We start from the raw sequence: 11921 nt of genomic DNA on the forward strand, positions 1-11921 counted from the left end.
GGTATCGCGTAACGGGCAATACAGGCCCCGCCTCAGAATATCGTGCTGTATTGATCGATTTCCCACTGGCTGACGTGCAGATGGTAGTTGTTCCATTCCTGGGTTTTATATTTCACGAACTCATCGCGCAGCGCGGTGCCGAGCGTGGCTTCGATAAAGGGATCGGCGGCGAACGCCTCCACCGCTTCCTGCAGGTTTTGCGGCAGGAAATCGATGCCGCGGGCGCGGCGCTCCTGTTCGCTGATGGCATACAGGTTGTCCTCGTTCGGCTCGCGCGGGTCGATTTTTTCGCGGATGCCTTCCAGGCCCGCCGCCAGCGCCAGGGTGGCCGCCAGATAAGGATTGACCGCGCCGTCCGCGTTGCGCGATTCGCAGCGGCCGCCGCCGGCGGGCACCCGTACCGAGTTGGTGCGGTTGTTGGATCCATAGGAGTTAAACACCGGCGCCCAGGAGAAATAGTTCATCGCGCCCTGGCGCACCAGGCGTTTATAGCTGTTGACGGTGGGGGCGAACGCCGCGCACAACGCCCGGCCGTGCTTGAGCAGGCCGCCGATAAAATAATAGCCGGTATCGGACAGGCCCAGGCCGCGCGGGTCGTCTTTGCTGGCAAAGATATTGGCGCCGCTGCCGATATCGTATAACGACATATTGAAATGGGCGCCGGTGCCGGTTTTATTGGCAAAGGGCTTGGGCATCATGGTCGCCACCAGGCCCAATTCCTTGGCGTAATGTTTGGCCATAAAGCGGAAAAAGATAAACCGGTCGCAGCTGGTCAGCGCATCGGCATAGTTGAAATCAAATTCGTATTGCGAATTTCCGTCCTCGTGATCCAGGGAATAGAGGTCCCAGCCCAGATCGTTGATGGTGGTGGAGACCTTATCCAGCCAGGCGAACTGATCGACAAAGCCGCGCAGGTCGTAACAGGGCTTATTCAGCTTATTGTCTTTTTCCGGCACCGACAGTCCGCCGTCCTCGCCGCGTTTGAGCAGATAGATTTCGCATTCGATGCCCAGGTTAAAACCAAATCCCATTTCTTTCGCCTGCGCCAGCACGTTTTTCAGCGCCACGCGGGTATTAAGGGCGTAGGGTTCGCCCTTAAAGGCGTTGTCCGCCGGCATCCAGGCGATTTTCGGCTCCCAGGGCAGCTGGATGATATGATCCAAATCCGGTATCGAGGTCAGCTCATCCTCATTGGGCAATTGGCCCAGTCCGTCCAGCGCATAGCCGGTGTAGCGCTCCGATCCGGCCGCCATCTGGCTGAAATGGCCGATGGGCACCACCTTGCCTTTGGGCACGCCGTGGATATCCACATAGGCGCCCATGCAATATTCCACCCCTTTCTGCTTTAACTGCTGGGCAATTTCCGCTATCTGCTGCTGACTTTTTTTCATAATAGGCTCTGCTCTGTAGGTAAATATCGCGTATCGGATCAGGTGTGCTCGACGATCGCATGGGGAATATAAGGGGCCTCGAGCGCCGCGATTTCATCAGGCGTCAGGGTCATTTCCGTGGCGCCGGCCGCGTCCTCAAGGTGGTGGAAAGACGTGGCGCCGATAATGGGCGCCGCCACCTCGGGTTTGGTAAACAGCCATGCCAGCGCCACCTGGGCCTGGGGTACGCCGCGCGCGGCGGCCACCTGGGTGACCGCTTCAATCACCGCCCGGTCGGCCTGTTCGGTGGCCGAGTATAAAAAGCCGGCATACGCATCGTTGGCGCCGCGTCCGGTGGCGGCCGCCTGCTGCCATGGCCGGGTCAGGCGTCCGCGCGCCAGCGGGCTCCACGGCGTTACCCCGATGCCCTGCGCCCGGCACAGCCCCATCATTTCCCGCTCTTCCTCGCGATAGAGCAGGTTGAGATGGTTCTGCATGGCGATAAACGGCGTCCAGCCGTTTTCCCGCGCCACGTGCAGCGCCGTGCAAAATTGCCAGGCATACATGGAGGACGCGCCCAGATAACGCACCTTGCCCATCTTCACCAGGTCGTGCAGCGCCTCCAGCGTCTCCTCCAGCGGGGTGTCATAATCCCAACGGTGGATCTGGTAGAGATCGATATAATCCGTTCCCAGGCGTTTCAGGCTGGCATCGATTTCGGTCATGATGCATTTGCGCGACAGTCCTTTACTGTTCGGTCCCTGGCGCATGGGGTTGAACACCTTGCTGGTGATCACCACATCCTCGCGCCGGGCGAGATCCCGCAGCGCGCGGCCGAGGATTTCCTCGCTGTCTCCTTTGGCATAGGCGTTGGCGGTGTCGAAAAAATTAATCCCCAGCTCCAGCGCCTTTTGGATAAACGGCCTGCTTTGCCGCTCATCCAGCGTCCAGGCGTAACCGCTTTTTTCCGGGCGGGCATAGGTCATGCAGCCCAGGCACAGTGCGGAGACCTCAAGCCCCGACCGGCCGAGTTTTACCATTTTCATGCAACGTCCTTTCGTTATCGTGCGGCGCCACGCGCCGTCCGCCCTAGATGCGGGTGCGGATATAATTGGCCAGATGCCAGACCGTGGTTTCCAAATGTCCCAGTCGTCCCGGCCGCGCCAGCGAAGACAGGCTGCCGCGCTGCTGGGCGGCGTTGATGGCCAGATCCTCATCGATAATCGACAGGCTGGACGCCTTCATGGCGGCGGCGGTGTCGGCAAAACCGGGTTGGCTGCTTGACGCTTTCGACACCAGCACCAGGCGGTGCCAAACGGTCATATGCTTATTGATGGGCAGCAGCTGGCTGATGCTCAGCCGGTCGGGATTGAGGCCGATAAGGCAGCTGGGGTAGATCAGCATCAGGTCGATTTGCCGCATATCCTGCTCGCTGAACCCCGGCAGCGGGATCAGTCCCTCGGTCAGCACCTCCGAGAGTTCGCCATTCTTGCGCAGCGGCTGGTGGCACAAGGTCCAGCCGGGACCGTCCTCACCGATATAACTCAGGCGTCCGGGAAAGCTGTCTTCCAGGGTGGTGCGGTGAACAGCGGAATGGTGGTAGCACTCCATAAAAGTTTCCACCGCCATTTTCCAGTTGAACGGACAGTCGTAATCCAGGGTATAAGCGGTATCCAGCTCCGCCACCTGGTACTTGTCGAACATGGCGTTGAGCGGCTTGAGCCGTTGCGCTATCGATTCCACCTGATCCGAGAAGGTGATAAAAATCAGGCCGTGGAAAATCTCGTGCCTGATCCGCGGCAGCTTGCATTGCTTACGGTCGAATTCCGCCGCCTGGTTCATATAAGGCGCGCCGATCAGGTTGCCGGTCAGATCATAAGTCCAGTTATGGAACGGGCACACCAGGGCCTTGGCGTTGCCGCTGCCCGAGACGATAGGCGCCCAGCGGTGCAGGCAGACGGCGGACATCACGTTTATCCCTTCCGCGTCGCGCGTCACCACCAGCGGTTCGTTAACGATATCCAGGGTAAAATAATCTCCGGCATGGGGTATTTGCGATATATGGCCGGCAAAAATCCAATCCCCCCGATATATTTTTTCCATTTCATGGGAAAAGAACGCATCGCTATTATAGGCTTCCGGCGGCAGCGTCGATGATAAGGCGGCATCATCGGAACGCTGCTGTTTAATTTTTTCCACGATAGTGGCGCTGTCGTCAATTGCGCAGTCAATCCGCCGTGAATAGTCAGGCATGATTTATCCCCTCGATTAACAAATATTGTGGGTAAGAGGTTATACGGGATAGTCTTTAATGAATATCCACCGTGACCTTACCCAGCGCTTTTTCCAATAGCGGAATCACCTCACGCCCGAATTTCTCCAAAGATTGCCTGGCGGCCTCGATCGGCATATCGCCAAATTGGAAAAAACAGTTATAGTGCGAAGGATTAATATCCGTTACTTCGTTAATAATCCGCTCGGCGACATAATGCGCGTCGCCAATAATCAAATTATCACGCACCACCGATGCGTCCGGTTCATCGGGGAATTTAGGCGCGGTGATAAACGCGCCCTGGGTCTCCAGCGTCTTACCGTGCAGGGCGCTTATCATCCTGGCGACGAATAATGCGCGTTCCGCCGCGTCCAGCGCCGCTTTTTTACTGTCGGTGACGTGGATATACTGCTGCACCGCCAGCGGCGTGGACGCCATCAGGCCGGCCTCGCGCCATTGCCGCCTGGCGTCCAGGGCCATCTCCTTCAGGCGCGGCGAACCGCGCCAGCCGGCGGTGATAAACGCGGTGGCGCCCCAGCGTGTAAACCGCTGCAACAACGCCGGATTGGTGGTGGTGATAAACAGCGGCGGCAGCGGCTGCTGGAGAGGCGTCAGTAAAAAGTCCGTTTCCACCCGCTCGCCGTTATGGGATAAGGATGCCGCCTTGCCGCCGGTCAGCGCCGTCTCGATAAATTGCCAGTTATCCAGCAGGACGCGATTGCGCTGTTCAACATCAATATTGTAGCGTTCGAATTCATAGGCCTGGTAGCCGCTGCCGATGCCCAGCACCAGCCGCCCTTCGGTCAGGCGATCCACCAGGGCGATTTCCTGCGCCAGGCGCATCGGCTGGTATAACGGCAGGACGATAACCGCGGTGCCGAGCTTGATGCGCCGGCTATATCCCGCCATATGGGCCGCCATTAATAACGGCGAGACGCTGATGGAATAATTGGTAAAATGATGTTCGGCAAACCAGGCGGTTTCAAAACCCATTTCTTCGGCCAGCGCCACCATCACGCGCGTATCTTTAATCACCCCTTGTATTCCCTGGGGATTATCCTGGTAAGACATTAAATTAAACAGGCCTAATTTCATCACAATCCCCTGAAGATAATATCAACCGATGTCAACGCTATTTATGATCATGCCGGCGCACCCTGGCCCTTGCGGAAATATTTTTCAATCCGCCCCTGGAGCCAGCTCAGCACGGTGGTGGCGATCAGGTACCAAATACAGGCCACGATCAATAGCGGAATATTTTCAAACGTCCGCGAATAAATCGACTGCGCTGAATACAATAAATCCGATAATGAAATCACGCTCACCAGCGACGTGGTTTTCAGCATGCCGATCACCTGGTTGCCGGTGGGCGGAATAATAAAAGGTATCGCCTGGGGCAGAATAACCCGCCGCAGCCATTGCGCTTTATTCATGCCCAGGGCGCGGGCCGCTTCCTGCTGGCCGTTATCCACCGAGGACATGCCCGCGCGGATAATCTCCGCCATATACGCCGCTTCATTCAGCCCCAGCCCCAGGATGGCGGCGGTATAGGGGGTAATGATATCGTTCATGCTGCCCTGGTAGAGGGTAAACACATGAGGTATCCCGATATAGGCCTCTGGATACAGCGCCGCCAGGTTGTACCAGAAAATCAACTGCACCAGCACCGGCGTGCCGCGGAAAAACCAGATATAACCGGAGCTGAAGTGCGCCAGCAATGGGTTGGCGGACAGGCGCAGGGTAGCTATCACCACGCTCAGCACAATCGCCAGCAGCATAATCGTCAACGTCAGCCACAGGGTGACCCCTAAGCCTGTCAGGATGGTCGGCGAAAACAGATAATGTCCGACGGTCGGCCAGCCGAAGTTCTCATTCATTACCATCGAATGCACCAGCATGATCAGCAGCAGCGTGCAGACGGCCACTGAAATCCAGCGCCCCGGATAGCGGGTCGGCACCACGGTCAGGGCGTCGTGGGGAAAGGCCGGCGCGTCATGGCCCTTATCGCGCGGGTGTTGCCCCACGGCCTGATATTGCTGGTTATCTGTCATGTTATCTCTCATTCATGCTCGCTGACTTCTGTTAACACAGGCAGGATACGGCGCCGGCAACGGTATTAATTAATCAGTTAATTAATAATATGCACCTGCATTCTGATACTGTCAATAAAAAAACCGACGCAATTTAATTTTTTAATTAAAATTAAATCAATATAAAACAATTCGTTAGTGAAAATCATTTGCCGGCAAGATGTTTAGCCAGGAAAGCACGCGTCCGGGAGTGCTGTGGGCGCTGAAACATTTCCGCCGGCGGGCTTTTTTCGATGATCGCCCCGTTATCCATAAACGCCACGCTATCCCCGACTTCGCGGGCAAAGGCCATTTCGTGGGTCACCACCACCATGGTCATGCCCTCCTCGGCCAGGCCGCGCATGACATCCAGCACTTCGCCGACCAGCTCCGGATCCAGGGCGCTGGTCGGTTCGTCGAACAACATCAGCGCGGGTTTCATCGCCAATGCCCGTGCGATGGCGACGCGCTGCTGCTGGCCGCCGGAAAGCTGCGCGGGATAAGCATTCAGCCGATGCGACAATCCCACCCGCGCAAGCAGGCTCCTGCCCTGCTCCAGCGCCTCGGCGCGCGGCACTTTACGCACCCGCATCGGCGCTTCGATCACATTTTCCAGCGCGGTCATATGGCCGAACAGGTTAAAGCGCTGGAACACCATGCCGATGCCGGCGCGCTTGCGGGCGATTTCCGCCTCTTTCAGTTCATAGAGCTTATCGCCCACCCGGCGATAGCCCATCAATTCCCCGCCGACGTACAGCGCGCCGCCGTCAATTTTTTCCAGGTGATTGATACAGCGCAGAAAGGTCGATTTGCCGGAACCGGAAGGTCCGATCAGGCAGACCACTTCCCCCTGCCGTATTTGCAGATCCACGCCCTTGAGGATCTCCTGGCCGTGAAATCGTTTTACCACCTGATAAGCGGCCACCGCCGGCGTATCGTGTTCTGACATCGTTACCGCCTCTCTATCTCGTCATATACCAGGTACACAGCCCGCCGCCGTCCACCACCAGCATCTGGCCGGTGGTATAGGCGGCGCCGGGGGACAGCAGGTACCCCACCGCCGCGGCCACCTCCTCCGGCAAGCCGGCGCGCCGCAGCGGCAGGCGCGCCACCTCGGCGGCCAGCTGCGGTTCACGCCGTTGCCAGTCGCCGGCCGCGGATCGTATCGGCCCGGGACTGACGCCATTGACCCGGATGCCATAGTCCGCCCATTCCACGGCCATCTGCCGGGTCAGATTGACCACCGCCGCCTTGCTCGGGCCGAAGGCCCCGGCGCCGGGATAGCAGCGATGGGCCGACGCCCCGGCAATATTCACGATGCCGCCCCCGCCCCGGGCGCGCATGATCTTCGCCACTTCGGTGCCCACCACAAAACACCCGGTCAGGTTGATATTCACCACCTGCAGCCAGGCGTCATCGTCCAGGCTGAGCAACTCGCCGGCGGCGGTGGCGCCGGCGTTATTCACCAGCATATCGATCCCGCCGAACTCGGCGGCGATCGCGGCCACCTGAGAACCAACCGCGCCGCGATCGGTGATGTCGCCATAATAGGCGCGCGCCTGGCGCCCGGTTTGGCGGATCTCCGCCACCAGCCGATCGGCTGAATCCCGATCCCGCCTGAGCAGCAATGCAATATTGGCGCCAGATCGGGCGAGCGCCAGGGAAACGGCGCGGCCGATGCCTTTGGATCCGCCGGTTACCAGGGCGGTTGGCGCGGGTTTGATATCAGGTATCATGACAACTCCGTGGTGATGGCCGGGGAAGCGACGCCCGCGGCCGGTAAAACATCATCCCCGCCTCCCGACGCCGGACCGGCGGCCAGGGTCCGCCCGCAGATATAGCCCCAGGTCAGGTTAGGTCCAAGCGTGGTGCCGGCGCCGACGCCGCGGGTGCCGATGGGATTGGCCATGGCCACGCCGGCGCAGAACAGCCCGGGGATCACATGGCCGTCAAGGTGGATCACGCGGCCGAACTCATCGGTGCGCGGGCCGCCTTTGGTGGCGGTGAAGCTGCGGTTAAACGGCACGGCGATAAACGGCGCCCGCTGGATAGGCAGCAGGCCGCCGTGAAAACGCCGATCGCCCCGCCCATGGCCCGCGGCCAGATGCCGCTGGAAATCCTCATCCACGCCGCGGGCGCAAAAATCGTTAAAACGCGCAACGGTTTCCTCCAGGGATGCCCGCGGCAAACCAAGCTGGTCCGCCAGGGCGCCGATGCTGCCGGCCCTGCGCATCCATCCCCGGCTGCGCAGGGCGCAGGCCAGCAAAAACGGCGCGCGCCACAGCAGGCGGGCATCGGCAATCAGCCAGGCGGGAAGATGCCGCGGTAATCCACCCTGCCCATTGCGCGCATCCAGCGCTTCGCCGAGGTTAAAGGCAAACTCGTTGGTAAAACGCCGGCCCTCCCGGTTAACCAGGATGGCGTTGGGTTCGTATTGAAAAAACACCGACAGGCCATAGGGACGCCCTTCGTAGCGGGTCGGCAGCGATCCGCTCATATTCGCCTGATCCATGTGCGCCAGCCGCGCGCCCACGGCCTGGGCCATGCGGTGGCCGTCGCCCTCGTTGGTGCGCGGGCTGGAAATGGCGTCAAACGGCCCGGGAAAATGCGCCGCGCGCCGCAGCGCATCCCATTCAAAACCGCCGCTGGCCAGCACCACGCCGCGCCGGGCCGTAATCCGGGTCAGACGGCCGTCGCGGCTGAACCAGGCGCCCGTGACCGCCCCCGCGGCGTCGGTGATGAGATCAACGACCCTGGCCGACATTTCGATCCGGCAGCCATGGGCCAGGCAGCCGGCCAGCAGCCCGGTAATCAGCGCCGCGCCCTTGGTGCGGGTGCGGGTGATGGCGCGCCATAGCAGCCGTGGCGCCAGCTTGAGCGCTACCCTGACCGGATGATGATAGATATCCTCGCCGATGACTTCCTGGTAGGTATAGACCTGAGGCAGGGGGGAACGCCTGACCGGACAGCGTCTTTTGCCCAGCACCCCGGCCCGCAGCGGATCGGGCGTCAGCATACGGCCGAAGGCCTTGGCGCCGGCGCAGTCCATCAGCGGATCGGCCTCCGGCGTCAGGCTGAAACGCAATGGCGTATGGGTTTCCAGAAAACGCAGCATCTCGGGCGCGGAACGCGCAAATTGTGCCCACAGCCGGTCTTCGCCGGCGCGCCAACCCGCGGGCGCGGCGGCGCGCAGGTATTCCAGCGCCTGCGCGGGGCTATCCTCGACCCCGCGGGCCAGGGCGTGATGATTGGCGGGCACCCATACCGCGCCGCCCGACATGGCCGAGGTGCCGCCCAGGACAGCGGCTTTTTCCACGATCAGCACCGCCAGTCCCGCCGCCGCCGCGCTCAGCGCCGCGCTTAACGCGGCGCTGCCCGACCCCACCACCAGCACATCGCACCGCAGCTGGCTGTCGGCAATCGGGACAGGGGCTGTCCCGGTCTGTTTATCCGCCCGCATCATCGGTTGCGCGCTTATTGCATCGGGCGGGTGGTGAACAGATTAATACCCGGCTGTTCCAGCATCACGGGTTCCAAATCCCATTTTTTCATGATGCGGGCGTATTCGCCGTTGGACCACAGTACCTTCAGCGCGCCAAGCAGGGCCTGGGCCAGTTGCTGGTTATCGGGCTTGACCACGATGCCAAGATAATATTTCGGCATCAGCGGCATGGTCACGGTGCGAATCGGCCGGGGCGCCACTTTTTTGATTTCGGCGGCGGCGGCGGCGTCGTTGAGCACAAAATCGATACGTCCCGCGTACAGCGCCAGCAGCACGGCGTCCGCCGACGGCAGGGTGGTCACCTTAATGGCCGGTTTATTATTCTTCGTGCAGTTAGGTGAAAAAATTTCGCTGATGGCATGTTCAAAATCGGTGCCTGACTGCACGCCGACCTTCAGGCCGCACAGCGATAACGGATCGTTGACGATGCTTTTATTACTGGCCAGGGTATAAACTTCATTGGTGGCATAGGCATAGTTCACGAACGTCACCTGCTTTTCACGCTCCAGGCTGTCGGAAATGCATTCCATCGCCATATCGTAACGTCCGCTTTTCACGCCGGGGATCAGGCCGGCGAAATCGATGGAGACCGGATTGATGCCCACCCCCAGCACTTTGCCGATGGCGTTCCACAGATCCGGCTCAAACCCCACCATGGTTTTATTATCATCGGCGAACACCTCGCACGGCGGGTAATGGGCATCGGTCACCAGATTGATAACGCCCTGGGTTTTGATCTTGTCCGGCAATAGCGCGTGCAGGGCGTTGTCCATGGCGATCGGCGCCGGGTCCTCGGCGCTCGCCGCGCCGCACAGAGTCAGGCCGGCGCACAACAACACAGCGTGGAGCAGGGATGGTGTCATTCTCATGCTTGCAATACTCCCGAAAGGTCTTTATCTGGTTTACCCGATGATCTGGGCGTAAACACCGGCAGACACGTCATGACGCCTGCGGCGATGGCCGGCCGTGGTAGCGTACCGATAAAGGGGAAGTAGCAACTAGCGTGCCATCAGTTAACTAATCAATTAATTAACTGATTAATGACTCAATCCCGCCGTGCGAATCGATCCGCCCGCCGGGATCATGCTGGAAAAATGACCTATGAAAGTGCAGATGTTGCAATTTTTCATCATAGTAGTGCGCGTCCACCGGCGATTGATGGCATGACCAAACGCCGGTATAGCATGATGAATCCACCGTGGAGGGGATCGGGTTAATTGAACATTTTCTGCAAATAGCGGGTTAACGAGGCGCGGGAAGAAAAACCATGGGGGATGCCGTAATGGCTGTCGGGCTTGCCGTCCGGATCGGAAGGAAAGACTTGATAGTTGTCGCTGGAGCGTACCGGCGACGTCGGGGCGGCAAACAGGCTGCTTTTATCGCGCAGCGAAGGATGAACGACCAGGGCGGTTCGGCCCAGTTTAGCCTCCCGATTCACATAGACATAGTGGTGACCTTTACGGTAACCGTAACATTGTCGGGTGATATAATCTCTTTCGAATCCGGAGTTTTCCAGTTCGCGAGCGACTTCATCGGGTCTTAAATACATTATTTGTCCTCTCTTCAGTCACAGTGAAGTGATCCCAGCTAATGTAATCAGTTAAGCGTCCGGTCAGTAGACGCAGCGCGTGATTTCGGATTAATCCAAAAACCGGCTCCGGCCGGGTTCCGGCAACGCGCCAGACCGCGCCAAGCCGCCCGTCGCGCTTGTTCCGGCCCCGCCGACGCCTGTCCCGACGACGGCAGGCGGCCTTACCGCCGCGGCAGGAATGGCGTGGATAGTCTACAGTTAAACTATCATTAGCCAAAAGGGAGAAACAAATGTTTACGAAAGCTGAAAAAAATGATCTGCAAAGAGATATTAAAGACGATGTTTCTCTGTTAGCCGATACACTGGATGAATTGCTTAGTACGTCTGAAAAAACCACCAAAGAACAGCTGGACGCGCTGCGCAGTAAAGCTAAAGACGTCTTGAAAGACGCGCGCGCGCGCGCCGGCGGCACCAGCCGTATCGGACAGTACGCCCGCGACACCGCGGTCCAGACCAAAAATTACGTGGTCGAGAAACCGTGGCAGAGCCTTGGCATCACTACCGCGGTCGGTATCGTGCTCGGCGTGTTGCTCTCGCGCCGTTAAGGCCGATGGGCAATAAGAGACGCGGGGGTGATGCAGGACCTCCTACCTGGTAACCGTGCCGGGTGATTTTCAAGACATCACTATTTTCTTGCACCGCCAGCCGTATCCTTTGCAGTACCGCAGCCCGCGCTCCCCAAGGAGCGCGGGCTTTTTTGTCGCCTGTTCCCCCGACCTCAGTGAAAAATTGTCGCATCATCCCATATATTGTGTGGTTGATAAAAATAATATCTACATATAGTATTAGTTTCAGGCAAGCCACCCTACCGGCTAGCACCGCCTGGGCGATATTACCACTATAATGTTAACGCGTAAGGGGAATGCGAATCATGACTATTACTATTTACACTAAACCGGATTGCGTCCAATGTCACGCCACCTGCCGCGCGCTGGACAGAAAAGGCATCAGCTATCGGTTAGTGGATCTGGTGGCAGACGGCCAGGCGCTGGCCCATGTGAAATCGTTGGGGTATCAGCAGGTTCCGGTGGTGCAGACGCCCAGCGAGCACTGGAGCGGCTTCAGGCCGGATAAAATCAACCTGCTTGCCGCCACCGCCCTGGCGTCGTGAGCCATC

The 11921-nt window shown here is 59.2% G+C and carries 12 protein-coding genes; 2 read left to right on the forward strand and 10 right to left on the reverse strand.

Annotated elements, in window-relative coordinates:
• Positions 1–32 precede the first annotated feature (32 nt).
• The 10 genes from glnT to ACL2XQ_RS20900 form a co-directional block, all read right to left on the reverse strand.
• Positions 33–1391, reverse strand: a complete 1359-nt coding sequence (gene glnT, locus ACL2XQ_RS20855; protein WP_410013772.1) for a type III glutamate--ammonia ligase — start codon at positions 1389–1391, stop codon at positions 33–35.
• Positions 1392–1429: 38 nt separating this feature from the next.
• Positions 1430–2416 (reverse strand): aldo/keto reductase, encoded by a 987-nt coding sequence (locus ACL2XQ_RS20860; RefSeq protein WP_410013771.1) that lies wholly within the window; start codon positions 2414–2416, stop codon positions 1430–1432.
• Between the two features lie 43 nt (positions 2417–2459).
• Positions 2460–3623: an aromatic ring-hydroxylating oxygenase subunit alpha gene (locus ACL2XQ_RS20865; protein ID WP_413721309.1), complete on the reverse strand. Its 1164-nt coding sequence runs from the start codon at positions 3621–3623 to the stop codon at positions 2460–2462.
• A 55-nt stretch (positions 3624–3678) separates the two neighbouring features.
• Entirely contained in the window at positions 3679–4737 is a 1059-nt protein-coding gene (locus tag ACL2XQ_RS20870) for an LLM class flavin-dependent oxidoreductase (protein ID WP_413721310.1), read from the reverse strand.
• A 47-nt stretch (positions 4738–4784) separates the two neighbouring features.
• On the reverse strand, positions 4785–5693 hold the full coding sequence (locus ACL2XQ_RS20875; protein ID WP_413739640.1) for an amino acid ABC transporter permease: 909 nt from the start codon (positions 5691–5693) through the stop codon (positions 4785–4787).
• Positions 5694–5877: 184 nt separating this feature from the next.
• The gene (locus ACL2XQ_RS20880; protein WP_410013767.1) at positions 5878–6660 is read right to left on the reverse strand and encodes an amino acid ABC transporter ATP-binding protein; all 783 of its coding nucleotides are present in this window, start codon (positions 6658–6660) and stop codon (positions 5878–5880) included.
• A gap of 13 nt (positions 6661–6673) precedes the next feature.
• The gene (locus ACL2XQ_RS20885) at positions 6674–7447 is read right to left on the reverse strand and encodes an SDR family NAD(P)-dependent oxidoreductase (RefSeq protein ID WP_410013766.1); all 774 of its coding nucleotides are present in this window, start codon (positions 7445–7447) and stop codon (positions 6674–6676) included.
• The gene (locus tag ACL2XQ_RS20890; RefSeq protein WP_413739641.1) at positions 7444–9174 is read right to left on the reverse strand and encodes an FAD-dependent oxidoreductase; all 1731 of its coding nucleotides are present in this window, start codon (positions 9172–9174) and stop codon (positions 7444–7446) included. Before ACL2XQ_RS20890 ends, ACL2XQ_RS20885 begins: the two co-directional genes overlap by 4 nt.
• Positions 9175–9185: 11 nt before the next feature.
• Positions 9186–10082, reverse strand: a complete 897-nt coding sequence (locus ACL2XQ_RS20895) for an ABC transporter substrate-binding protein (protein ID WP_410013764.1) — start codon at positions 10080–10082, stop codon at positions 9186–9188.
• Positions 10083–10426: 344 nt separating this feature from the next.
• The gene (locus tag ACL2XQ_RS20900) at positions 10427–10762 is read right to left on the reverse strand and encodes a DUF2002 family protein (protein ID WP_410013763.1); all 336 of its coding nucleotides are present in this window, start codon (positions 10760–10762) and stop codon (positions 10427–10429) included.
• A gap of 272 nt (positions 10763–11034) precedes the next feature.
• On the opposite strand from ACL2XQ_RS20900, the gene ACL2XQ_RS20905 reads away from it, so the two are divergent.
• Both ACL2XQ_RS20905 and nrdH read left to right on the forward strand, forming a co-directional pair.
• Positions 11035–11349 carry a YqjD family protein gene (locus ACL2XQ_RS20905; RefSeq protein WP_410013762.1) on the forward strand — a complete coding sequence of 105 codons (315 nt, stop codon included), beginning with the start codon at positions 11035–11037 and terminating at the stop codon, positions 11347–11349.
• Positions 11350–11675: 326 nt separating this feature from the next.
• The gene (gene nrdH, locus ACL2XQ_RS20910) at positions 11676–11915 is read left to right on the forward strand and encodes a glutaredoxin-like protein NrdH (RefSeq protein ID WP_410013761.1); all 240 of its coding nucleotides are present in this window, start codon (positions 11676–11678) and stop codon (positions 11913–11915) included.
• Positions 11916–11921: the final 6 nt, after the last annotated feature.

It is taken from the genome of Sodalis sp. RH14, from assembly GCF_047324285.1.
GTDB lineage: Bacteria > Pseudomonadota > Gammaproteobacteria > Enterobacterales > Enterobacteriaceae > Acerihabitans.

Coding starts and splice junctions, on each gene's coding strand:
- glnT (WP_410013772.1), bottom strand. CDS start 1,391: ATGAAAAAAAGTCAGCAGCAGATAGCGGAAATTGCCCAGCAGTTAAAG.
- ACL2XQ_RS20860 (WP_410013771.1), bottom strand. CDS start 2,416: ATGAAAATGGTAAAACTCGGCCGGTCGGGGCTTGAGGTCTCCGCACTG.
- ACL2XQ_RS20865 (WP_413721309.1), bottom strand. CDS start 3,623: ATGCCTGACTATTCACGGCGGATTGACTGCGCAATTGACGACAGCGCC.
- ACL2XQ_RS20870 (WP_413721310.1), bottom strand. CDS start 4,737: ATGAAATTAGGCCTGTTTAATTTAATGTCTTACCAGGATAATCCCCAG.
- ACL2XQ_RS20875 (WP_413739640.1), bottom strand. CDS start 5,693: ATGACAGATAACCAGCAATATCAGGCCGTGGGGCAACACCCGCGCGAT.
- ACL2XQ_RS20880 (WP_410013767.1), bottom strand. CDS start 6,660: ATGTCAGAACACGATACGCCGGCGGTGGCCGCTTATCAGGTGGTAAAA.
- ACL2XQ_RS20885 (WP_410013766.1), bottom strand. CDS start 7,447: ATGATACCTGATATCAAACCCGCGCCAACCGCCCTGGTAACCGGCGGA.
- ACL2XQ_RS20890 (WP_413739641.1), bottom strand. CDS start 9,174: ATGATGCGGGCGGATAAACAGACCGGGACAGCCCCTGTCCCGATTGCC.
- ACL2XQ_RS20895 (WP_410013764.1), bottom strand. CDS start 10,082: ATGAGAATGACACCATCCCTGCTCCACGCTGTGTTGTTGTGCGCCGGC.
- ACL2XQ_RS20900 (WP_410013763.1), bottom strand. CDS start 10,762: ATGTATTTAAGACCCGATGAAGTCGCTCGCGAACTGGAAAACTCCGGA.
- ACL2XQ_RS20905 (WP_410013762.1), top strand. CDS start 11,035: ATGTTTACGAAAGCTGAAAAAAATGATCTGCAAAGAGATATTAAAGAC.
- nrdH (WP_410013761.1), top strand. CDS start 11,676: ATGACTATTACTATTTACACTAAACCGGATTGCGTCCAATGTCACGCC.